Origin of the sequence: Komagataeibacter xylinus (assembly GCF_031081985.1) — a bacterium.
Classification (GTDB): domain Bacteria; phylum Pseudomonadota; class Alphaproteobacteria; order Acetobacterales; family Acetobacteraceae; genus Komagataeibacter; species Komagataeibacter xylinus_E.
The window spans coordinates 317818-341950 of the sequence record NZ_JARWSK010000001.1 but is presented as its reverse complement, the minus strand read 5'-3'; the positions used below and the strand labels follow the sequence as shown (position 1 = coordinate 341950).

The 24133-nt window shown below is 62.0% G+C and carries 17 protein-coding genes; 7 read left to right on the top strand and 10 right to left on the bottom strand.

Features of this window, described 5'->3' with window-relative positions:
* Nucleotides 1-99 precede the first annotated feature (99 nt).
* The 6 genes from QEG70_RS01650 to QEG70_RS01625 form a co-directional block, all read right to left on the bottom strand.
* On the bottom strand, nucleotides 100-513 hold the full coding sequence (locus tag QEG70_RS01650) for an RrF2 family transcriptional regulator (protein ID WP_308719046.1): 414 nt from the start codon (nucleotides 511-513) through the stop codon (nucleotides 100-102).
* A gap of 331 nt (nucleotides 514-844) precedes the next feature.
* The gene (locus QEG70_RS01645; protein ID WP_308719045.1) at nucleotides 845-1261 is read right to left on the bottom strand and encodes an RrF2 family transcriptional regulator; all 417 of its coding nucleotides are present in this window, start codon (nucleotides 1259-1261) and stop codon (nucleotides 845-847) included.
* Nucleotides 1262-1267: 6 nt separating this feature from the next.
* Nucleotides 1268-3010: a putative bifunctional diguanylate cyclase/phosphodiesterase gene (locus QEG70_RS01640; protein ID WP_308719044.1), complete on the bottom strand. Its 1743-nt coding sequence runs from the start codon at nucleotides 3008-3010 to the stop codon at nucleotides 1268-1270.
* Nucleotides 3011-3040: 30 nt separating this feature from the next.
* The gene (locus tag QEG70_RS01635; protein ID WP_308719043.1) at nucleotides 3041-5365 is read right to left on the bottom strand and encodes an EAL domain-containing protein; all 2325 of its coding nucleotides are present in this window, start codon (nucleotides 5363-5365) and stop codon (nucleotides 3041-3043) included.
* On the bottom strand, nucleotides 5362-5988 hold the full coding sequence (locus tag QEG70_RS01630; RefSeq protein WP_308719042.1) for a Crp/Fnr family transcriptional regulator: 627 nt from the start codon (nucleotides 5986-5988) through the stop codon (nucleotides 5362-5364). The genes QEG70_RS01635 and QEG70_RS01630 overlap by 4 nt, the downstream gene beginning before the upstream one ends.
* A gap of 931 nt (nucleotides 5989-6919) precedes the next feature.
* On the bottom strand, nucleotides 6920-8242 hold the full coding sequence (locus tag QEG70_RS01625; RefSeq protein WP_308719041.1) for an ATP-dependent DNA helicase: 1323 nt from the start codon (nucleotides 8240-8242) through the stop codon (nucleotides 6920-6922).
* A 512-nt stretch (nucleotides 8243-8754) separates the two neighbouring features.
* Here QEG70_RS01625 and QEG70_RS01620 point away from each other — a divergent pair.
* Nucleotides 8755-9981, top strand: coding sequence for an MFS transporter (locus tag QEG70_RS01620; protein WP_308719040.1), 1227 nt, complete (start codon nucleotides 8755-8757; stop codon nucleotides 9979-9981).
* Between the two features lie 35 nt (nucleotides 9982-10016).
* On the opposite strand, the gene nagA is transcribed toward QEG70_RS01620, so the two are convergent.
* The 3 genes from nagA to QEG70_RS01605 all read right to left on the bottom strand — a co-directional run bounded on the left by nagA (nucleotide 10017) and on the right by QEG70_RS01605 (nucleotide 14457).
* The gene (nagA, locus tag QEG70_RS01615) at nucleotides 10017-11120 is read right to left on the bottom strand and encodes an N-acetylglucosamine-6-phosphate deacetylase (protein ID WP_308719039.1); all 1104 of its coding nucleotides are present in this window, start codon (nucleotides 11118-11120) and stop codon (nucleotides 10017-10019) included.
* Nucleotides 11121-11257: 137 nt separating this feature from the next.
* Complete coding sequence (locus QEG70_RS17010; RefSeq protein WP_308719037.1) at nucleotides 11258-11692, bottom strand: hypothetical protein; 435 nt, start codon at nucleotides 11690-11692, stop codon at nucleotides 11258-11260.
* Between the two features lie 209 nt (nucleotides 11693-11901).
* On the bottom strand, nucleotides 11902-14457 hold the full coding sequence (locus QEG70_RS01605; RefSeq protein ID WP_308719036.1) for an EAL domain-containing protein: 2556 nt from the start codon (nucleotides 14455-14457) through the stop codon (nucleotides 11902-11904).
* 505 nt (nucleotides 14458-14962) lie between these two features.
* Between QEG70_RS01605 and QEG70_RS01600 the strand changes: the two genes are divergently transcribed.
* The 3 genes from QEG70_RS01600 to QEG70_RS01590 all read left to right on the top strand — a co-directional run bounded on the left by QEG70_RS01600 (nucleotide 14963) and on the right by QEG70_RS01590 (nucleotide 19347).
* Nucleotides 14963-17476, top strand: a complete 2514-nt coding sequence (locus tag QEG70_RS01600; protein ID WP_308719035.1) for an HWE histidine kinase domain-containing protein — start codon at nucleotides 14963-14965, stop codon at nucleotides 17474-17476.
* A 36-nt stretch (nucleotides 17477-17512) separates the two neighbouring features.
* A complete protein-coding gene (locus tag QEG70_RS01595) occupies nucleotides 17513-18652 on the top strand; it encodes a PQQ-dependent sugar dehydrogenase (RefSeq protein ID WP_374762525.1) in 1140 nt (379 codons plus the stop codon).
* 122 nt (nucleotides 18653-18774) lie between these two features.
* Nucleotides 18775-19347 (top strand): cupin domain-containing protein, encoded by a 573-nt coding sequence (locus tag QEG70_RS01590; RefSeq protein WP_308719034.1) that lies wholly within the window; start codon nucleotides 18775-18777, stop codon nucleotides 19345-19347.
* Nucleotides 19348-19534: 187 nt separating this feature from the next.
* Here the strand turns inward: QEG70_RS01590 and QEG70_RS01585 are convergent, their stop codons facing one another.
* Entirely contained in the window at nucleotides 19535-20884 is a 1350-nt protein-coding gene (locus tag QEG70_RS01585) for an amidohydrolase family protein (protein ID WP_308719033.1), read from the bottom strand.
* A gap of 906 nt (nucleotides 20885-21790) precedes the next feature.
* Between QEG70_RS01585 and QEG70_RS01580 the strand changes: the two genes are divergently transcribed.
* From QEG70_RS01580 to QEG70_RS01570, 3 genes are all read left to right on the top strand, one after another.
* Complete coding sequence (locus QEG70_RS01580) at nucleotides 21791-22492, top strand: YoaK family protein (protein ID WP_308719032.1); 702 nt, start codon at nucleotides 21791-21793, stop codon at nucleotides 22490-22492.
* A gap of 102 nt (nucleotides 22493-22594) precedes the next feature.
* Complete coding sequence (locus QEG70_RS01575) at nucleotides 22595-23089, top strand: YbaK/EbsC family protein (protein ID WP_308719031.1); 495 nt, start codon at nucleotides 22595-22597, stop codon at nucleotides 23087-23089.
* Nucleotides 23090-23169: 80 nt separating this feature from the next.
* On the top strand, nucleotides 23170-24072 hold the full coding sequence (locus QEG70_RS01570) for a DMT family transporter (protein ID WP_308719030.1): 903 nt from the start codon (nucleotides 23170-23172) through the stop codon (nucleotides 24070-24072).
* The last annotated feature ends 61 nt before the right edge of the window (nucleotides 24073-24133 follow it).

Here is a 24133-nt window from a genome sequence, read left to right as displayed (position 1 = left end):
TCGGAGGCTGGCCCATGGGCGGCGGGGCCGGACCAGCATCGTCTATATATGTACGTATATAGACGATGCCAGACCTGTCCCTCATCATGCGCTGTCATGTCAGGCTGCCTTGCGGGGCAGGAGATCATGCAGCGTGGTCTGGTCCAGCACATCAAGGAAAGCAGTCAACGAACGGGCCAGCAGATGGCGTAGGCGGCACATATCGGCAAGCACGCAGGCCTGACCGTATTCTGGCTGGCAGGCTTTCATGGAGAGCATGTCCGCCTCCATCATGCGCACGATGTCGCCTATGACGATTTCATGCGGCATGCGCGGCAGTTCCAGCCCCCCTGCCCGCCCCCGACGGGTATCGACAACCCCGTTGGTAGAGAGCCGATTGACCACCTTGACGAGGTGATTATGGGAAATGCCATGATTTTCCGAAATTTCATGCACTGAAACGCGTCGACCAGGGTTTTGCCCCAGATAAACCAGAACACGAATGGCATAGTCGGTATGAAGGGTCAGGCGCATAGTATCTCGGCTCTGGCTCCCTGTCTTTTAAAGGCCGCCTGCATGATGCAGGAGCAGACGGTAGGCCAAGGCAACGGCGTGCGGGGCATGGTGTTCCTGTTATTACACTGTGTGAGCCAAATTCCTCATGCCACACCAAAAAAGACCTATGCCGTCCTTATTGCAACCAGAAAATGTAGCCTTCCTGACTTATAGATAAATATTATCTCATCATAAGTCAGGCTTATCATTGGATGACACTGAGCATTCCGATACGCGCGATTTTTCAATCCCATGCGCATCGCATGCACAGCGGGTCACATGCCTTCAGCCTGCCTGCATGAGCCTGATTTTACAGTTTCTTAGGCTCATGCAGGATATCATGCAACGTAATGCGATCGAGTACCGACATGAAGGCATTGACCGATTTGGCAAACAGTCCTTGCAGGCGACATGCATCAGCCAATACGCACGCCTGCCCGTTTTCAGGATTACAGGACACAATTTTGCCCATATCCGCCTCCATAAGGCGGATGATATCGCCAATAATGATCTGGTGCGGCGCACCGGCAAGTTCCAGGCCGCCACTGCGCCCGCGCCGCGCCAGAATGACACCGTTGCTGGACAGACGGTTCACCACCTTGACCAGATGATTCTGGGAAATGCGGTGCGTCGCAGCAATCTCCTGGATCGCAACCCGTCTACCCGGGTTCTGCCCAAGGTAGATAAGGGTTCGAATGGAGTAGTCGGTGTATAAAGTAAGGCGCATGGCGTGTCATGACGCCTGTAACGTGATCTCGGTATGATCTGGCGCAATGATGTGCTCCGCAAGCACAAGATTCGCAGCAGAAATCGGGGGAGAAATATAAAAACCCTGAATTCGGTCGGCACCCATCTCGCGCAGGACCTCCATCTGGCCTTTGGTTTCCACGCCGCTCACGGTCACGCTCAGCCCGAACGCATGTGCCAGACCAATCAGATGCGCCACCACGCCGCGCGCCTGCGGGCTGGTTTCAATGTCCTTGACCAGCTTGCGTGATATCTTGGCCTGCGTGAAGGAAATCGTGCGCAGAACCGAGATTGGCAGCGTCGCCAGCCCGAAATCATCGAGCGTTAGCTGGAAGCCGAGTTCGCTCAGTTCCTGCAGGCGCTGCAGCACACGATCGGAGCGCCTGCCCGCCAGCACGCTTTCCGATATTTCCAGCACGTAATCGGCCGCCTTGCCACCCTGCCGCTTTATTTCAGCCTCAAGGTCATTCTGGAAGCCGATATTGAGCAGGTCCAGCCGCGAGAGATTGATGGTCAGGTTGGGATACGCGTCGAGGCTTGTATTCCACATCCGCATGTCATTCTGGAAGGACTTGACCAGGCGCGGGCTCATGACCTGCGCCAGAGCCGCATCAAGGAATACATCGCGGAAGCTTTCCGCCGCCAGCAGGCCGCGCTGCGGGTGGTGCCAGCGCAGCAGCGCCTCGATCTGGTCGCACTTGCCGGTGCTGAAGTTCATGATCGGCTGGTAGTAAAGCTCGAACTGGTCCTTCATCACCCCTTCACGCGCATCATTGAGGATCTGCGCCCGCTCCAGCGCATGCTGGTGCAGGGTCATGTCAAACATGCGCGCCTGGTGGCCACCCGCGCGCTTGGCGGCATAAAGCGCGATATCGGCATTTTTCTGCAGCGATTCGGCACTTTCCTGGCTGGCGATGGGGGTGACCCCGATGCTGCCCGACACGTTGACCATGGTGTTGCCCACCTCGATCGGCGCTTCGAGCTCGGCCAGCAGCTTCTCCAGCATGAGGGAAAGCGGAAATTTATGCAGCGTATGGTTGAGGATGAGCGCAAACTCATCGCCCCCCAGCCGGCAGACCGCATCTTCAGGGTGGACAAGCGCCAGAAGGCGGTTGGAAATCACCTTCAGCACCACATCGCCCGCATGGTGGCCATGAATGTCGTTGATCTGCTTGAAGCCATCGAGATCGAACATGACCAGCATGATGTCGCGGGTAATGTTCTGCGATTTATCTTCCACTGCGGTCTGGAGCACGTTGTTGAAGCCACCACGGTTGAACAGCCCCGTCAGCGGGTCGGTCGCGGCAAGCGACTTGAGCCGGTCGCGGGTGTTCATCAGTTCGGTAATCTCGAAACGGGTCGCGACATAGCCCTCAACCGCGCCAAGCGAGTTGTGCTTGGGCATGATGGTGGTGGCCACCCAGTACAGCGTGCCATCCTTGGCCCGGTTGCAGATATTGCCGCGCCATATCTCGCCCCCCCGGATGGTGCGGTACATCTGCCTGAAGAAGCTCGCATCATGATACCCGGAATTGACGATGCGATGCGTCGCCCCCAGCAGTTCTTCACGCGGGTAGCGGCTGATCTCGCAAAAGCGGTCATTCACATAGGTAATCACACCACGCACATCGGTAATGGCCACGATCAGGACATTGTCCACAACATCGGCCCAGAAATCCGAATCCTGGTGGGTCAGCGCGCGCAGGCGATCATCGTGCTTGAGTGACATGGCGTATGGCTCCATCTATCCCGTAGCAGATCAGGACTTTTCGGGGGTTGCGGGGCTTGCAGCAGCAGGCTTGGCTGCAGGGGCACCGTCTTTTTTGCCGCTGCTTTCGGGCTTGCCACCCTTCTTGGCGCGGGCTGCCTCAATTTCACGAATGACCGCAGGCGCTCCGCCACGGCGCACCCAGGATTCAAGATCCTGCGGCGCCAGCGGCTTGGCGAACAGGTAGCCCTGCATCACGTCGCAGTTGAGTTTCTCCAGCAGGTCGCGCTGCTGCTCGGTCTCGACGCCTTCGGTCACGACCGTCATGCCCAGCCGCGAGCCGATGCCGATCACCGCCATGGTCACGGCCTGGGCGTTGGTGTCGTATTCAAAATCGTTGATGAAGCTACGGTCGATCTTGATCTCGGTCAGTGGCAGGCGCGTGAGCCGCGAGAGCGATGAATACCCGGTGCCAAAATCATCCATCGACAGGCCACAGCCGATATTGCGGATCGACTGGAGCACTTCCTCGGTGTCGCGGCTGTTATCCATCATCACGCTCTCGGTAATTTCCACCGTCAGGCGCGAAGGCTTGAGGTTATGGTCCTTGAGCAGCGCCGCGATGTGCTCGGGCAGCGCGCGGTTGCGGAAATGCACGGCAGACAGGTTCACGGCCACGGTGGGCACATGGATGCCGTCGCGGTCCCACTTCACGATCTGGCGGCAGGCCTCGAGCAGCGACCAGCGGCCAATGGCCTCGATCTGGCCGGTCTCCTCCGCCACGGCGATGAAGCGCGAGGGGAAGATATTGCCAAGATGCGGATGATGCCAGCGTGACAGCGCCTCGACACCGCTGAGTTCGAGCGTGTGGGTGCGCACCTGCGGCTGGTAATGCAGTTGCAGCATGCCCTGCGCCAGCGAATCACGCAGCGCCGAGCCGAGCACCAGCCGGTCCTGCGCCACCTGGTTTTTCTCGAGATTGGCGAAGCGGAAGATGCCGCGCCCGTCTTCCTTGGCCTGCCGCATGGCGGTATCGGCATGGCTGAGCAGGGATTCGCTGTCCGGCCCGTTGGCGGGGAAAGTGCTGATGCCGATCGAGCACGAGATAGACAGCGTATTCTGCCCGATCTGGAGCGGGCGACCGATGGTTTCGAGCAGCTTGTGGGCAATTTCCTCGATCTGCTTGCCTTCGCAATCCGGCACGACCACCACGAACTCATCACCACCCGAGCGGCTGAGCACGTAATCGTCCTTGGCGATGGAGCGGATGCGGCCTGCGATCTCGACAAGGAACTGGTCGGCATAGACATGGCCGAGCGCATCGTTGATATCGCGGAAACGGTCGATATCGAGCATGAAGATGGCCAGCGTGCGGTTGCCGGGCTGGGCGATGATGTCTTCCATCACGCGATGCAGCGCGCCACGGTTGAGCAGGCCGGTCAGGCTGTCATAGCGGGCAAGCTGGGTCAGGTGGGTCTTGGTGGCGTGCTGCTCCAGCGCCAGCGCGCAGAAGGGCAGGCACGCCCCCACAAGGCGCTGCGGCCACGCGCCAAGCTGGTTGGGCTCGCGCAGGTACAGTGCGAAGATGCCCGTTACCCGCCCGTCACCAGCCATGACCGGCGCCGCATAGCACGACTGCAGCCCCAGCGAGCGGCACATGGACTGGTAGTTGTTCCACACTAGGTGGCCGGTATAGGAGGCATTGGCCTTGAGCTTTTCCACATCCGAAGGTGACGGCACGGTGGTTTCAAGCGCATTGCGGATGCGCGGCGGCAGGGCGGAGGTGCAGATCACCCGCCAAGGCTGCGCATCATCGAGCACCAGCAAGGCCGCGACCGAGTTGGGCACGAAGGCTTCAACCTTGCGGCAGATCAGCTCGCCAATATCCTGGATCAGCATGTCGCTGGCCAGCGCCTGCAGCACGTCGTTCTGCAGGATCAGGATCTTGCGGCGCTGGCTCTCCTCCGTGACGTTCTTCATCACGCCCATGTAGTAGGTGAGCCGCTTGTCGCCCTGGCCGATCTGCACCTTGGAGAGCGAAAGCTCGCCACAGATGTATTCCCCATCGGCGCGGGTGAACTCCACCTCGCGCGATGTGCCGACAATGCGGTTATGCCCGGTCTCGCGGTTGCGGTCGATGTAGCGGTCATGCTCATGGCGCAGGCGGGTGGGCACCAGGCAGTCGACATTGCGGCCGATCACGTCGGCGCGGGGAATGCCCCACAGGGATTCCGCCGCCTGGTTATAGAAGATGATCTCGTTTTCCTGCCCGATGATGACAGTTGCATCAATGGCCTGCTCAAGGGCGGGAAGAAGGATTTCTGTGGTGAGGGCTGTGATGTCGGGCATCGTCGTGCTGTCTTTCTTCGCTGTCATTCTGGGTGGGCCACGATCGCCCGCAAGCGGTCAGGATCGAGAATATGGATGGCGCGCCGTTCCCGGCAGATAAGCTGCTCCCGATGGAAGGCACTGAGCAGGCGGCTGACAGTCTCGGTGGTCAGGCCAAGGAAATCGGCCATGTCCGCACGTGAAATGGACGGATCAACGGGCCAGAGTTCACCCGGCCCCATGCGCGTGCCCTGACCGAGCAGGAAGGTTGCCAGGCGCTCGCGCGCGGTCTGGCGGCCAAGCATGAGCAGCCGGGCATGCAGGCTGACCAGCAACTGGCGGGCGGAATTCAGCGAAGCCGCGCAAGCACCGGGCGAGGTTTCATGCAGGTGGCTCAGATAGGGCGCGGGCACGCACACCACCTGCAGGCTGCGCATGGCTTCGGCGCTGTAATGGTAGCGGGTGCAGGGATAGGCGGGGAGCACATCGCCTTTATGGGCAAAACCGATAATCTGCCGCCGCCCGTCAGGCAGGGATTTGAAAAGGCGCGCGCCTCCGGACACCACATGGAAATGCATGCTGGCGGGCATATCTTCCGTCATGAATTCCTGACGTTCGGAAAATGTCCGTTTCGTTCCATCAGAAGACAGAGAAGGCTGCACAAGAGACATGTTAATTTTTTTCTGTTCTCAACGCGATTACGAATGATCTCATTAATGACATATTTTCGCCATAAGTTAATTTGTAAAATAGATACAGAATATCCGCCCCGGATTTTGGCCCATTCCTGACAGTTTATACTTTCAGTTAATGGTTAACAGGATATCAGAGCATATGATGTAAGCGTCCGTTATGGGCCGGGACTTCGCTTCCCCCATCGCGATAGCCCTTGGGGGCATGACGCGACACGACCTGACCAGATTGTGAACAGATACGCCTTTGCGTGCGGCCTGCGCCCAATCCGTATCGCGCACGGCATGCCATAAGCATGGGTGTGTTATCACTGATTCCTATCATTGCGACAGGCTTGCTGCCGTCTGTCAGGTGGATGAGGTCCATATCATCCTGAAGGAACCGGGGTCGCCTCTGCCTTCTCCTGTCAGGGCCGGGCGGGACATAACCCGTTATCCGGCACCTGATGCGTTGCCTCGCCTGTATGCCGCAAGGCGTATGGGCCCCGTGGCGTTCTGCCGCCCCCTGCATGGCCTGTCGGACCGGGGGCCTGGCCGCGCACACCCGCGTGGTCAGTGTGCAACGGAACGAATGCGCCTGTCAGCGCACCGCCATGTCTTGCATGCGGGAAGGAAACAGCCCTGCCACGATGCCGGGCAACCCGGCCCGGGACGTAGCGGTCAGGCGGTTCATCCCCCTCCCCCATGGTGCAACCATGAGCCTTCAGTCTCATGGTGATGATTTAAGATTTTATGAAAGTTTTCAGGAATTTCCAAAATATAAAATATAGGGCGTATAATATGCATCTTATTGAAAAGACCGGGTATTTTTATAAAAATCGCGCAAAACCGCCATAATTCCAAAATCGTATCGCAGCGGTCCTTTTTTTGAACAACAGGACGTGAACAGTCCTTTATCCACCCCTGCCCGTCACTTCCGGCCTGTTGCCCCTGTGGGCAGGCCGGTGAGAATCATGGCCGTGGTGGGCCGCGTGGCCGCGACATAGAGCAGTTGCTGCGCTTCAAGCACATTGGTGGCGGCGCGGCGGCTGATATCACCCACATCCACGAACACGCGACCAAACGTACTGCCCTGCGCGGTATGCACGGTCATGGCGTAAACCGCCTGGAGCCGCCCAATATTGCGGCGGAACACGAAGCGGTGCTGCCAGCGCGCGCGCTCAAGGACAGCCTCGCGCTTCAGGCGCTGCTCGATCGCCCCCATATTCGCCCCGGGGCGCAGGATGGCCACCGGTGTTTCATCGCCCGCCAGGGTGCGCAATACCACATCATACACCGGCAGGTCGGTAGTCCATCCGGGCACCTTTGATGTGGCGGGAAAGGCATGACGCAGCACGCCGGGGCGGATATCGGCAATTTCCGCCTCCTCGTTGGTGGCCACCATCACGCGGCGGCCTTCCACATCCATGACCGGAACACGGGCAATCACGCGCTCGCCCGCCACAAAGGGCATCGGCGTCTCGCCCCCGTGCACCCACCGGCGCACGGTGCGGTTGACGGCATCGACCCGCGCATTGGTCCAGCACAGGTAGCGGAACGCATCGCTATCGGCGCGGAAGGCATCGGAGGTGAAAGCACGCTGCATCCATGCATCAGGCGTGCGTGGCACGAACAGACCCGCGCCCTCATGGTGGCTGGCGCGGCACCATGACCAGTCCAGCGGGCCGCCCTGGCTTTCGCGGATGGCGGTGGCGGCGGCTACGAGCGGGTTGTCCGCCGCCTGCCGCACCACGGTTTCGAGATGCGAGGCCGAGCGGATGGCGAAGGACGGGCTGATCGCCTCGCCCACCGGTGGCAACTGCGCCGGGTCGCCCACAAACAGCACGAAGCGGTCTGGCACGAGGTCGCGCACCCAGCGCATGAGTTCGGAACCGACCATGGAACATTCATCAATGATGATGACATCCGCCGTGATCGGCTCGGGTCGATCGGCGCGCTGCAACACCTCACGGCCATCCTGCGCGCCGGGCTGGAGCGAGAGCACATTATGAATGGTGCGACACGGCGCAAGCTTGCCCACCCGCGCCTTGAGCACGGCGGTGGCCTTGTGGGTGGCGGCGGTAAACACCACATCCGCCCCCTGCTTGTGCAGCGCGCGGGCCACCTGCTGCATGAGCGTGGTCTTGCCCGTGCCCGCGTAACCGGTCAGAAGATGCGTGGCCGAGACCCCGCGCGCGGCCAGGATTTCAGCCAGCGCACGCTCCTGGCACGCGGTCAGGACCGTGCGGGACATGGCAGGCGGGAGCCTTTGGGGGAGCAGGACGGGCGCATCAAGGGGGGAAGCGTTCCTTCTGGGCAGGGCATGGCCGGGGCAGTATTAAGCCGCCCCTTTCAAACGGGCCAGCACAAATGCATCACTGATGGATGAAAGGCCCCGGCACTCCCATGAAGAATGGACATGGCTTGACGCGTCACGATCCCCCTCGTTACGCTGAACCGGTCCTGACGGAATGCGTTACAAGACACATGATGTGCCCTGCCCCCCAGCATGTTGAAACCGGCGCGGTCATCTGTCGCGCAGGCGACGTGCTCCGCGCCTTCATGCCCCGACGCCTGCCGCATCCCTGTCACACTGACGGCCCCTCCCGCTCATTTTTCATGCAGGCGTCTCATGCCCATAACCCTGCCCGTTCCCCGCAGCCCCTTTACGCCATGACTGGCCGCAATGCCCGCATCCATGCCAACGGCACGCGCGGCCGACTTGCCCAAAACGAAAAAACCGGCATGACGAGCGTATAAGCTGCCATGCCGCTTTCCTTCGCTTTTGGCACCCGCGCCCTGCGCTCGCTGCGCCATCGCCATTACGCCATCTGGGCCAGCGGGGCTGTCCTGTCGAACATTGGCACCTGGATGCAGCGCACGGCGCAGGACTGGCTTGTACTGACCCAACTGACCGCGCATGATGCGACGGCGGTAGGCATGACCATGGCTTTCCAGATGGCGCCGCAACTGCTGTTCCTGCCCTGGACGGGCTATGCCGCCGACCGTTTTGACCGCCGCGCCCTGCTTATGCTCACACAGGGGTTGATGGGTACCCTGTCGCTGGGACTGGGCATCCTGACGGTCAGCGGCACGGCGCGGCTGTGGGAAATGTATGTCTTTGCCTTCCTGTTTGGCAGCGTGGCCGCCTTTGATGGCCCGGCACGCCAGACCTTCGTATCGGAACTCGTCGGGCGCGATGACCTGCCCAATGCAGTGGCGCTCAATTCGGTCTCCTTCAATGCCGGGCGCATGCTGGGGCCGGTCGCAGCGGGGGCATGCATTGCCGCGGTGGGTACGGGGTGGGCGTTCGTGCTCAACGGCATTTCGTTCATTGCCGTGCTCATGTCGCTGCTGGCGCTGAACGGCAGGGCCGTGACACCCCCAGCAAAGCGGGGCACACGGGGCCTGCTGGAAGGGTTCCGCTATGTGTGGCGGCAGCCCGACCTGCTCACCATCGTGCTGATGCTTCTGCTCATTGGCATGTTTGGCCTGAACTTTCCACTGTTCATTTCCACCATGGCGGTCAGCGTGTTTCAGGTCGGCGCGGGGCAGTACGGGCTGCTGAGTGCGTGCATGGCGGTAGGCACCATGATGGGTGCCGTGCTGGCAGCGGGTCGCGAAAAGGTCTCGATGGCAACCCTGCGCACGGGCGCGCTGCTGTTTGGCGTGGGGTGCCTGCTGGCCGCCATCGCCCCCGGTTACGGACTGTTTGCCGCAGCCCTCGGGCTGGTGGGACTGGCAACCCTGACCTTTACTACAACCACCAACAGCCTGATGCAGCTTTCAGCCACACCCGAGATGCGGGGCCGCGTCATGGCCATCCGCCTGGCCGTAGCCCTTGGCGGCACGCCGGTGGGCGCGCCGGTCGTGGGGTGGGTGGCCAATCATTTTGGCCCACGCTGGGGGCTGGGACTGGCGGCGGCCTCCGGCTTTGCTGCCGTGCTGGTAAGCCTGCAGGCACAAAGGCCTATTTCAAAAACAGACCCGTGACCAAAAATTTTTCAGGATGTTCGCCAGCATTGCCCTCAGGCGCAACGGCGGCCGTTCACCCACACTTCCTGCACGCTCAGGTCAGCCCCCATCACCACAATATCGGCCCGGCGGCCGGGCATGAGCACGCCACGGTCATGCAGGCCAAGCCAGTTGGCGGCATGGGTGCTGACCAGTGCAGCCGCCTGCGGCAGCGAAGCCCCGGCCTGCATGGCATTACGCAGCGCCTGGTCCAGTGTCAGCACGCTGCCCGCCAGCGTGCCATCGGGCAGCCGCGCCACGCCATCGGCCACCATCACGTTCTGGCCGCCAAGTTCGCTCGGGCCATCGCCCGCGCCGGTGGCGCGCATGGCATCGGTTACAAAGACCAGCCGGTTCCCCATGACCCGATGCGCCAGCCGGAACAGCGCGGGGTGGACATGGTGGGTGTCAAACACCATCTCGGCATAGGCCGTGTCACTGCACAGCAGGGCCGCCGCCGCCCCCGGCGCGCGCGCCATGACCGGCGGCATGGCGTTGAACAGATGCGTGCCCCCTGCCGTGCCCCCCATGCCGCATATGCGGCATATGGCCCGCTCCGCCTGCTCGTAACCGGCCAGCGTATGACCGATATTGACCCTTATGCCCGCATTGACGAATTTCTGGATGGCCGCATCGACCAATTCGAGTTCCGGGGCCAGCGTCACGACCTTGATGGCGCCGGTCTCGATTACGGCACTCACCCGCGCGGGCGTGGGCAATACGGTAAAGGGCGGCTGCGCGCCGCGCTTGTGCGGGTTGATGAACGGCCCTTCCAGATGGGCGCCGGGAATGCTGGGGCCGCCATAAATGCCAATGTGCATGACATCGGCCACGGCATGCAGCGCCGCCATCACGTCAACCCACGGTGCCGTGATGGTGGTGGGCAGCAGGGTGGTCACGCCATGCGCCAGATGGAACATGCCCATATGGCGGATGGCATCCACCCCATCCATCATGTCAGCCCCCCCGCCGCCATGCACGTGCCCGTCGATAAAGCCGGGCAGGATGTAGCGATCGGGCACAAGCGAGAGCGGGCGCACATCGGTAATGGCCGTATCAAACACGACACGCCCCGGCATGACCCGGTCTGGCAGTACGATGTGGCCATCAATATTCACGGTGTGGCGTTCCCTATCAGGCAAGGGGTGAAGACATTATGGCTCTGTTAACCCACTACACAATGAAATGCCATATGTTGCGTGATAAGCCCGCACCCCGGAGCAGAATAAGATATGTATCAGATACAATAAATCTCCTACGTATAAAGAATATGGCCATTACATGACGGGTTCATATTGCCCGCGCCATGAGATGCGCCACCCATATGCGCAATGCACGGACAAAAGCGCGTGTCATGCACACAGGACGGCCGGGCCGGTTTCATATCCACCTGCAAGCAGAACATCCCCGATGGCGCAGTCCTGATAGATCCATCGGTTCCAGTTCCGTATGATCCATCCGGTGCCCACGCCCCCGCCAGCACCCTGACTTTGCGGCAGCAGGAAACAGCATACGAGACCTGACCTTGTAGCCCGTCGTCACCATCAGGCCGAAGGGCCTTTCGATCCGGCATGTCAAACAGCATGAAATCGACCAGATCTTCATAAGGGTATTGTGCCGGAAAGCTGAAAATGGCCTCGCGCCTGATATTGTCTTCGCTGTAATGCAGAATTTTTACAAATTCCGTCATTATTGAAGCAGGCTAAAGCCGTGATCTTCCCCAATCAACAGTCCAATGCCTCAAACCATGCCTGGGCAACTTCAAGCCCAACAAGCCTTGCTGCCACGCGAAGGCGATGACCCCGCCCCGTCCAGCGCGGGCAGGAAGCGCATGCCAGCAACGCTCCGGTTATCCTTTACGCGCCACGGCCGGGCCAGCGCGGCCCGCCCGTGCGCCCCTCAGTTGGCCACGCCGCCTGGCTGATAGGCGGAGAACCAGGCCGCCAATTCCTCCGCTGGCAGCGGCTTGGAGAACATGTAGCCCTGCAGCACGTCGCAATCCATGTCAGCCAGCAGGCGGCGCTGTTCTTCATGTTCCACGCCTTCAGCCACCACGGTCATGCCCAGGCTCTGGCCAATACGCACCACGGCCATCACCACCGCACGCACCTTCTCGATGCTTTCCAGCCCGGTCATGAAGCTGCGGTCGATCTTCACCTCGTTGACCGGCAAGCCCGCAAGGTTGGACAGGCTGGAGAAACCGGTGCCAAAATCATCCATCGACATGCCAACTCCCATTTCACGCAGCTTCTGGGCCACGCGGATGGTGCGTTCGTAATTGTCGATCATGGTACTTTCGGTAATTTCTATGGTCAGGCTTTCGGGCGGGATGGCTGTCTCGGCCAGCAGTTCGGTCACGAACTGCGGCAGTGTTTCATCGCGGAAATGCAGCGGCGAAAGGTTGACCGAAACCACCGGCACCTCCACACCATCGCGAATCCACTGCGCCATCTGGCGGCATGCCGCGCGTAGCGACCATTTGCCAATGGCCTCGATCTGCCCGGTTTCCTCCGCCACGGTAATGAAGCGCGCGGGCGAGACAAAACCCAGCGAGGGGTCGATCCAGCGCGAGAGCGCCTCCACGCCATACAGCTTGCCGCTGCTGGCATGAACCTGCGGCTGGTAGAACAGGCGCAGCCGGTCATGGGCAATGGCATCGCGCAGGGCGGCGGCCAGAATGAGGCGGTCGCTGGCCTGCTGGTTCATGCGCGGGCTGAAGAAGCAGCAATGCCCGCCGCCATTCGCCTTGGCCTGGAACATGGCGGTCTCGGCATTCTTGAGCAGGGTGTCGCCGTCCTCGCCATTTTCCGGGTGAACTGCAACGCCAAGGCTGGCCGAGAGGCTGACCGGCACATCGCCAATATGCGATGGCACGGCCAGCACGCGCAGGATGTGGGCGCTGAGCGTGGAGGCATGCTGCTGCTCGCCATTGGTCACGATGGTGAACTGGTCGCCACCGCTGCGCACCAGCGTGTCGTCTATGCTCAGCACCTCACGCAGCAGGCCGGCAATGCGGGCGATCAGGTCATCGCCCGCCGTATGGCCGAACACATCATTGATATGCTTGAAGTTGTCTATGCCCACGGTCACGAGCATGAGGTTGCCCCGCACGGCGCGGCGCAGCATGCGCGGCATGTTCTGGCGCAGCCAGCGGCGGTTGGGCAGGCTGGTCAGCAGGTCAAAGTCGGACAGGCGGTTGATATGTTCCTTCGCCTCGTGCCGCTCTATGGCCAGGGTGCACAGGTGCAGACTGGTGGCCACGGCCTTCTGGCAGGAGGCATCGGGCAGCGAACTGGTGCGCGAGTAGCAGGTGAACACGCCCGCCACCCGGTTGTTGCGCAGGATGATGGGCGTGGCGCGCGCGGCCTTGATGCCGTTATGCAGGGTCTGCTCGCGCATGTGCTGCCAGCGCGGGTCGTGGGCAATGTCCGGGCTTTCGGCAATGGAGCCGGTGCTGGCGGCAACGCCCGAGCAGGCGGCATCGAGGCCGATGGGCAGCGTGTCATACAGCTTGACCAGCGAGAGCGGCAGGCTGGCGCGGCCCTTGCATTTGAGCCGGTCGTCTTTCTCCACCAGGTAGATGGCGGGCATGACATCGGGGATGTAATGCTCGATGCGGCGGCAGATGAAGTCCATCACCTCATGCAGGCCCAGATCGCTTGAAATCGCTTCCAGCGTGTCGCGCTGCAGGCTGTCAAGGAAGTGCTGCTCGGTAATATCGGTCAGCACCACCACGATGTTCTCGATCTCGCCGCTATCATTGAACACGGGGTTCATGGCCGCCGAGACCCAGATATCGCGGCCGCTGGCGTGGCGGGCGCGGATATCGAGCGTGAAGCCCTTGGCGTTGCGCGCGCCCTCGTGCAACTGGTTGAGAATGCCGATATCGGTCGTATCGCCTGCAAGGATGACCGACAGGCCATGCCCCGTCACCCGCTCGGCGCCAAAGCCGAACATGTCGCTAAAGGCGCGGTTGACATAGATGATGCGGAATTCGGGGTCGAGAATGGCCACGCCGCGGTCGGTCTCGCGCACCACGAGCGAGAGCAGGCGGATCTTTTCGCGGTCATCAACTTCCTGCGAGATATCGCGGATCAGCGCCATGTAGCCGATCTTGCCATCCACCGCGATGCGCGACAGCGAGAGGTTGGCCCAGAAAGTCGTGCCATCGAAGCGCTCGACACACACCTCGCGGCTGGTGCCGACGATCTTGTTGATTCCGGTCTCGCGGTTGTGGCGGATCAGGTCATCATGGGTGGAGCGGATGTTGCGTGGCACCAGCACGTTGACGTTGCGCCCGATCACATCCTGCCGCGAACAGTGCCACAGGCCTTCCGCCGCCTTGTTGAAAAAGGTGACGGTGTTATGTTCATCAATCAGGACAACGCCAAGAATGGTCTGTTCCAGCGCGGGCAGGACGGTTACCTGCATGTCGTCTATCATGTCGCGGGGCATCTGGCTGTAGGTCTCCGGCTGGCTGAAAGCGAACGGGGGTGAGGCTGAAATCGTGACACCTGATTTTATGTTCCGGGCCACTGTAATAAGTGACAGCCAGCATGATGTTTCATACCCATGACTGTATTAATAAAGAGTATATGCCACGTCGTATAAAACATTGTACCAATGATGCAGTAATAAACAGGGGCCGTGCAGGCAGGAAGGACGGCATGCAAGGGCGGGAATATCCGGCCAGGCTCCACCGCGACGGATGACAGGCCCGACGCAGCCCCGGGCAGCAGCACGCAGCGCGTTCCACCCTTTTTGCGCATCACCTCACTTAATGGTGGGGTCGCGTGCATTGCTGGAAAAACCGGTACCGCAGGTCTATCATAATACCCCGCCCCACATGCAGGAGCCTGTATGGCACAATCAAGGTCCCGTTACCCCACCGGGCAGGCCGCCCTGTCCGGTTCTGTCCCCCACCGCATGACCCGCCGGGGCACAAGGGAAATGACGCAGCATGACTGAACAGGCATCCCCTCAGGCAGGCGACGAAGGCATCCAGCCCCATGGCTGGCTGCTGGCATGCGATGCGCGGCTGGGGCATATCGTGCGCTGGTCGGCCAACGCCCCGGCGCATCTGGGGCGTGAGGGGCTGGAGGCAGGCCTGCCGCTGCGCGACGTGATCGGCCGCGACGCCACCCACAACATCCGCAACGCGCTGGCCATGCATGGCGAGGCCCATCGCAGGCCGGCCCTGGTCTTCGGGCAGGCCCTGCCCGGTGGCGGGCGGTATGACGTGGCCATCCATACCGCAGGCCCCGACATCATGCTGGAATGGGAACCAGCGCTGAGCGAACGCGACGGGGCGCACCTGTCGCTGCTGCGCACCATGATCGACCGCATACGCGAGATCAGCGATTTCGACCGGCTGTTCCGCACCGTCGTGCGCCTGCTCTCGGGCGTGCTGCGCTATGACCGCGTCATGCTCTACCGTTTTGCCGAGGACGGGTCAGGCAAGGTCGAGGCCGAGCATCACGGCCCCAACCTAGAAAGTTTCCTGGGCCAGCATTTTCCCGCCTCCGACATGCCCGCCCCCTCGCGCAGGCTGTACAGCACCAACCTCATCCGCGTCATCGGCGACGTGGCGGCCGTGCCCGTGCCCGTAATCTCGCCGGGCAATCCCCTGCCGCCCGACCTGTCGCACACCCATCTGCGCGCGGGCACGCCAAGCCATTACAGCTACATGCGCGGCATGGGCATCGCCGCCTGCGCATCGGTCTCGCTGATGGTGGATGGCCGCCTGTGGGGCATGATCGTGTGCCATCACTACAGCGCCCATGTGCTCAACATGAGCGAGCGCATCGTGGCGCGCATGTTTGGCGAGTTCGTCTCGCTCCAGATCACCAACCTGCTGCGTACCAAGCGGCTGGACATGACGCGCCAGACCCACGGGCTGATCGAGACCTTTCTCAAGGGCGCCGCCCCCGTGGCGGACATGCCCGCCTACCTCATGGCGCACCTGACCGACATGCTCACCTTCGTGCAGTGCGATGGCGCGGCATTGTGGGTGGGCGGCCAGTGGACCTATACCGGCCAGCACCCGCCGCCTGCCGCCATGGCGGCCGTGCTGGAACTCGCCCGCACCCGCGCAGGCACCCAGATCTGGCATACAAGCTGCCTTGCCGCCTACATCCCCGATGCCGAAGACTACGTGCGCGAGGCGGCAGGCGTGATGATCGTGCCGATCTCGTCGCAGCCGGGCGATTACCTGTTTGTGTTCCGTGGCGAGGAAATACGCAGCATGAAATGGGCCGCCGACCCCGCCGCCCCGCCCCGGAGCGAGGAGGAAGACGGCTATTTCGGCCCGCGCAGCAGTTTTGCGGTCTGGACCCAGCAGGTCACCGGCACCTGCCTGCCGTGGTCAGGCGATGACATGGAGGCGGCAACGCTGGTCCGGTCGGCACTGATCGAGGTCATGGGGGCCTACCACCAGTTGCAGTTGCGTGAACGCGCGCATGCCGACCTGCGCCAGCGCATGCTCAACGAGGAACTGAACCACCGGGTGAAGAACATCCTTGCCGTGGTGCAGTCGCTGGTCAGCCAGCCGGTGGAACCCGACATGACCGCCGCCCAGCATGTAGAGCGCCTGCGCGGGCGCATCCGCGCGCTGGGGCTGGCGCATGACCAGGCCGTGCGCAGCGATGGCGGCGGCCTGCTGCGCGCCCTGCTTGATGCGGAACTTGCACCCTACCGCGAGCGTTGCTTCATCACCTGCACCGGCCCGCGCATCTGGCTTACCGGCCAGGCGCTGTCGGTGCTGGCGCTGGTGGTGCATGAACTGGCCACCAACGCGGTCAAATACGGGGCGCTGGGCCAGGCGCGCGGGCGGCTTGATGTGGCGTGGTCGCATGACCCGGCACGCGATGAATGGTGCATCACATGGCGCGAGAGTGGCGGCCCGGCCATGACCCGGCCCCGGCACCGGGGTTTTGGCTCGGTGCTGCTGGAGCGTGGCTTCCCGCATGAACTTGGCGGGGCCACCCATGCGCATTTTCATCCCGACGGGCTGGAAATGGTCATGCACCTGCCCTGCCGCCATGTCAGGCCCGCCCCGGAGATGGAAACCCCGGATGCGCCCCCTGCTTCGTCCCACGCCTTGCCCCCAAAGGAGAATCCCGTGCTCGATGCTGACATCCTTCTGGTGGAAGACCAGTTCCTCATCGCCATGGAAGCCGAAAGCGCGATCGAGGAAATCAACATCGGGCAGGTCCGCACCGTCGCCTCCGTCTATGAAGCCATGAATGCCATCAGCTCGCGGGTGCCCGACGTGGCGATACTCGATGTAAACCTTGGTGGTGAAAACTCGCTTGAGGTCGCGCGCATCCTGCGTGCGCGGGGCGTGCCGTTCATCTTCGCCACCGGCTATGCCGACCGCACCATGATCCCGCCCGAACTGCGCGACGTGCCGGTCGAGCGCAAGCCCTATTCAGCGCGTGCCCTTGCCGAAAGAATACGCCAGATCGTATCGTGATCGGAACGTTATTCGCCTCAAGGAGATTCTCCACTGATGAAACGTCTTTCCGGCCTTCTTCGCGCTTCGTTCTCCGGCATGGCCTGCATGACAGCACTCAGCCTGTGCGTTCCCGCCGAGGCAGCCCCCCAGCCTGAGTCCCTGCAGGTGCCGCCGGGATTTCACATCAGCGTGGTGACGGACCAGGTGCCAAACGCGCGTGAACTGGCCCGTGGCGCGCGAGGCACCATCTTTGCGGGCACAAGGGCGGTGGGCAAGGTCTATGCCATTACCGGCGTGGATGGGGGCGGCCCGGTGGTGGTGCGCACCATTGCCGAGGGCCTGACCCTGCCGGTGGGCGTAGCCTACCATGATGGCGACCTGTATGTGTCCGACTCACAGCGCATTGTCGTGCTGCGTGATATTGAAAACCACCTCGACAAGCCGCCCAGGCCCGAAACCGTGGCAGGCAACCTGCCCTACCGCATTGGCGACCATTCCTGGAAATTCATTGCCTTCGGGCCGGATAACCGACTGTATGTACCCATCGGCGCGCCCTGCAACATCTGTGACGTGGGGCATGACTTTGGCAAGATCATCAGCATGGCCCCTGATGGTACCGACCGGCGCGACGTGGCATTCGGCATCCGCAACACCGTCGGATTTACATGGCAGCCCGGCAGCGGCACCATGTGGTTTACCGATAACGGGCGCGACAATATGGGCGATGACATGCCATCGGATGAACTCGACCGGCTTGACACGCCCGGACAGTCCTTTGGCTACCCCTACTGCCATCAGGGCAACGTGCCGGACCCCGAATTCGGCAAGCAGCATGCCTGCTCCGAATTCACGCCGCCCGCCCTGCTGCTTGGCGCGCATGTGGCGGCACTCGGCCTGCGGTTTTATGAAGGCACCCAGTTTCCTGCCGCCTATCACGGCAACCTGATCATTGCCGAGCACGGATCATGGAACCGCAGCCAGCTTGCGGGCTATCAGGTCGTGAACGTGGCGTTTGGCGCGGATGGCAAACCCATGACGCCAAAGGTGCTCGTGGGTGGGTTCCGGCAGGGGCAGCATGCATGGGGGCGGCCAGCCGATGTGCTGCCCCTGCCCGATGGCAGCGTGCTGATCAGCGATGACCTGTCCGGCGCGCTCTATCGCCTGAGCTATGGCGGGGCCGCACCCACGCCGTAAACCGCACCATCAGCCTGCCCCCTCCGCCGAAGGAATGCCGCGCCCGTGCCTTGCGCAACGGCGCGCCACAACCCGGCGGAGGCGTGCCGCAGGCCCATCCAGTCCAGCCAAGGAGGCATGTCATGTCCATGCGCAAAACGCTCATGCTCGCCGCCCTGCTCATTCTGCCCGGCATGGGAGCGTGGGCTGCGAGCCCCCCCACGACACCAGCGCCCGCCATCCTGCCCGATACGACCCAACCGGCCCCGCCGCAGCGGGTTTACCGGCATCTCTGGGCTGATGACAGGGGCGTGAGCCACATCGCCACCTGCCCGGTGCACGCCTTCTTTCTCAAGAGCATGTCGCCGCCTGCCGGGCCGCAATGGCAGGACCCCATGGCCCCGCAGATGGCAACCATCATGATGACGGTGCAGCCCGCGCACTGGAATGGCACCTGGCACCCCGACCCCAGGCCACAATGGATCATTCCGCTACAGGGGCGGTGGTATGTGCAGGCGATGGATGGCACGCGGGCGGAAATGGGCCCCGGCGATATCCTGTTTGGCGAGGACCAGGCCGTGCGCCCCATGGCCAATGGCCCCTTTCGCGGCAAGAAAGGCCATGATGCGGGCAATATAGGCGATGGCCCGGTCACGCTCATGGTGATCCAGTCCGATGCGCCGCCGGTTACGAACCAGCCCTGCCGCTATAATTAGAGGGGCGTGGCCTTATCCACAGATTCCGGGGATAGTCAGAAAGATAACCCTGTGGAAAAAACATGAAGATTTTCATTCATGCTTTAAAATAAACGATCTTTAAAAAGGACGTATGGTTTCAGGTCCCGTTCCGCACAGAGGTGAGACCACGCATGGAGGGGGCGCTGCCTCCATGCTGGCCGCCCCGTCAGTCGAGGCGCTGGATGCGGCGCGCCTGTCGGGCATGATCGCGCAGGATCCCGCCAAGCCCCGGCAGGCAGGGCTCGCAGTTCTCAACCAATATCCGGCCATTGACAATCGTGGTGCCCGCCACGGCGGGGCCACAGCGCAGCCAGGCCTCGACCGGATCGGTCAGGGCACCCGCCAGCGCCACATCGGACATATGCCAGATAACAAGATCCGCGCAGGCGCCGGGGCGCAGGTGACCGATCTCGTCCTCCCACCCCAGGCAGGCGGCCCCGCCGCGCGTGGCCATGTCCAGCGCCTCGCGCGCACCCATGGATTCCGGGCCACCCCGCATGCGGCCAAGCAGCATGGCGTTGCGGGTTTCCATCCACATCGAGCCATGATCGGTCGTGGCCGAACCGTTGCAGCCCAGCCCCACGCGCATGCCGCGCTCCTGCAGGTTCTGCACGTCGGCGCTACCGCCGCCAATCATCATGTTCGAGCCGGGGCACTGCACCACGCTCACCCCAGCCTGCGCGAGGCGGTCGATCTCGGATGAAGACGGATAGATGTAATGGGCCACCCATGAGCGCGGGCTGGCCCAGCCCATCTGCTCGAAATGCTCGGTCGGGGTGCAGCCATAAACGCTCAGGCTGTAATCATCTTCCTCCATGTCCTCGGCCAGATGGGTGTGCAGGCGCAGGTCATGGCGGTCGGCCAGCGTTACGGACTCCCTCATGACGCGCTCGGAGGCCGAGAACAGCGATGCCGGGCCAAGGGCCACCCGCCCCATGGCACCGGGCGCGCGGTCATGGAACAGGCCGACCAGCCGCTCGCAATCGGCCATGATGGCCTCTTCATCCTGCACGAGGGCGCCGGGGGGCAGGCCACCATCTTCCACCGAGCGGGTCATGCTGCCGCGTGTCGCGTAGAAACGGAACCCGATGTCACGCGCCGCGCTGAACTGCGCATCGATCAGACGGGGCCGGGGATGGACATACATATGGTCCATCGAGGTGGTACACCCGCCCAGGAGCAGTTCCACCATGGCCACGTAGGTGGAAAGGTAGGTTGCCTCCTCATCAAGCACGCTCCACAGGGGGTAGAGTCCCTGCAGCCACGTGAAGAGCTTGCAGCGCGTGACCGGCGCGTATGAACGCGTCAGGTTCTGGACCATGTGATGATGGGCATTGACGAGTCCGGGCGTGACCAGCCGGCCGCGCGCACTTATGACCCGACGGGCTGCGGGACGGGGATCGCCCGCCGCGCCAACGGCATGGACGCGGTTTTCCCTGATCGCAATCCAGCCATCAGGAATTTCCCATTCACGGTCAACATAAAGGTGGGCATCACAAATCAGGATATCGATCATTACTTACCCATGCTGCCCCAGTGCCGATACGCGCAGGCTCAAAACAGACCCGCTGCATCCCGGTTTTCTGGAGGCGTAAACGCTTCATCATCACTTAAGTAAATTCATTAGGTATTTTTTCGGAACATGCCATCATCATGCGTGCCTGTCCATATGTATAGATCAGAATATTGAAGTGGCAAAATGAGAATAACAACCCGCGATTGCAAAAACAGACCTGAAAAATCCAGCCTCTTTCCCTTTCAGGTTGTATGACAGGGATAGAATTAACACGGAAATCGAGTTTTCTTGCAAAAAGCTGAAACAAAATATTAAGTTAACATATATTAATTTTATGATTTACATTTTTATTCATTAAAGTCCATAAAAATCACTTAACATATCTCCATTAATTTTCAAAATACTTAGACTCTGAGAGGGAAATTAACATTTAGGTATATCTTCCTATAATATGGACAAGGCTGGCATAGACACAGACCATACCTCGGAATGGCAAGATCATGACCTTGAAAAGCTATCGAATTATGAACATATATTCATATATACGCTATCAACATTCATGAAAGCGTCCGCGCTCAGGCTTACCATAATCGTATAATCAAATGGTCCGGTTAAAAACGACTGTGGAAATATGGCAGAAATCAGGCAGGGCATGCGCCCGGCACCAGATCCTAATGGCGGGACGTGAGCGCGTGGGGGGCACGCAGCGCCGCGATAAGAAATGTTTCTGATACCACCAGAAAACACTACCCGAGGTTGCAAAATTCTTTCTGAAGTCTCGCGTCCATGTGATCCTGCCGGATCCAACCAAGGGGGCGTACTGGTATTGCAGGTTGCATTTGCCGCGCCCCTTGGCCGATACCACCGTCATGGCGCGGACTGTCCCGCACCACGCGGAAGACGGATATGCTGGTTCACGAAGGCCCATCACGCACTATCAGAACCGACATCAGGCTGGGCTGCACGCTCGCCGCGGTGGCAGGTGGCGTGAATGTGACCGGTTTCCTGGCGTTCGGCGCCTATGCCGCGAACATGACCGGCAACCTCTCTGTCGTGGCGACAGGGCTGGCATCGGGCGGGGTCATGACCATGCTGCGTGGCCTGGGGCTGGTGGCGGCCTTCGTAGTGGGAGCAATTGTGGCAACGCTGCGCCTGATGGCGGGATGCAGGCGGGGCGTGGCCTGCATGCATGCCCGCATCATCGTGCTGGAAGGCGTGGCGCTCATGGCGCTGGGGCTGATGACGGGCTGGCTGCCTGCCGGGCCAGGCGCCGGGGTGCTGGGCTATGGCCTGGGTTTCCTCATGGGAATGCAGAACGCCACGGTCACCCATATCTCGGGCGCGCGGGTGCGCACCACGCACATGACCGGCATGCTGACCGATCTCGGGCTGGAACTGGCCCAGTGGATGGGGAACCGCACGCCCCCCTCGCCTGACGTGGCAACGCGGCTGCGCCTCCATGGCGCGATCATCGCCTCCTTCGTGCTGGGGGGCAGCGCAGGCGCGCTGGGTTATGCGTTTTGGGGCACGCGATCGCTCATGGGGCTGGGAGCCGTGCTGATCGTGCTCGCGCTGCCTGCCATTGTGCGGGGCGCAGGGCGGGCATAACGCGCGGGCCACCTGCTGTTGCATGGCATGCGGGTGCCATTTTATTCTTGGCGTTGCAGCAGGCGGCATGGACCGCCCCACAGGGGATGAAAAACAGACAGCATGACACAACAGACAAAGGCTACCGAATTCCTCGCCGCCAGTGGCGTGCCGTTTTCAGTGCATCAGTATGAATACGCGCCCGGTGGCGGGCTGATCGGCATGCAGGCCGCATCTTCCATCGGGGCGGACCCCGCCTGCGTGCTCAAGACGCTGGTGGTGGAGGTGGACCGCGCAACACCAGTCTGCCTTGTGGTGCCAGCCGATCACAAGGTGAATTTCAAGGCGGTGGCGGCCCTGTTCGGGGGGCGCAATGCACGCATGATGCCGCCCGAGAAATCAGCAGAGCTGACCGGCTTCCGCTCCGGTGGCACCAGTCCGTTCGGCCAGGCCAGCCCCATGCCTGTCGTGCTCTCGGCTGCGGCCATGACGCAACCCACGGTCTATATCAATGCGGGCGACCAGGGACTGGTCGTAGCCCTTGCCCCGGCTGATGCCCAGAAAGCCGTCGCCGCCAGGGTAGCCGATATTTCGGCCCCGCCCGCCAGCAAGGACTGACCTGCCCCTCATGGCAGGGCAGATCAGCGCCGGGCGTAAATCCATTCCCCTTGCGTTTCAAACCCTGCTATGCGGAAAGCATGAGCAACAAGACCCTGGCAACCCGCATGCTGCCGCTTGCCGTGGCAACGGCCATCCTGTCGTGGGCCAGCGCCTACCCTGTGGTGCGCATTGCGTTGCGCGACATGCCGCCGGTGCCGCTGGCCGCCATCCGTTACGCGGTAGCGGCAGTACTTGCGGCCCTGTGGCTGGCCTGCAGGCGCATACCGCCCCCTGCCTGGCGTGACGTGCCGCGCATACTCGCCTGCGCGGGCATTGGCATTTCACTTTATAATGTACTGTTCAACATGGGTGAGCTCACGGTCTCGGCCGGGGCGGCGAGCCTGCTCATCAGTTCGTGTCCGCTCATGACCGCGCTGATCGCCATGCCCGTTCTGGGCGAGCGGCTGACCGCGTGGGGGTGGGCGGGATCGCTGCTCAGTTTCTCGGGCGTGATCCTGATCGCGGGGGGGCAGGCAGGCGGCATCGCGTTTGGCTCCGGAGCGACACTGGTGCTGGGCGCCGCCCTGTGCTCGGCCATCTACACCATCATGCTGCGCCAGCTCATGCCGCGCTATGGGGCGCTGCCCACCATTGCCTATATCCTCATTGCAGGCGGGCTGCTGCTGCTGCCGTGGCTGCCCCGCGCCTGCGTGGTTGTTGTCCATGCGCCGTGGTCGTGCATGGCAGCGGTGGTGGAACTCGCCGTCTTTCCCGCGGCGCTGGGCTATGGCGCATGGACCTTCGTAATCAGCCACATGGGGGCCGCGCGTGGCTCCGCGCTGCTCTATACCCTGCCCCCCGTCACCATGCTGCTGGCCTTTGCGCTCACGGGGGAAGTCCCCGCAGGCCGCACGCTGCTTGGCGGTGGCGTGGTCATGCTGGGGGTCGTGATCATGAACACATGGGGCCACCCGGCGCGGCGGCTCGCGGCACGGGGCTGATGCCGCATGATGGGCGGCCTGTTCCAAAAACCGGCGTTTCAAACCGTCTCTTAACCTTTTG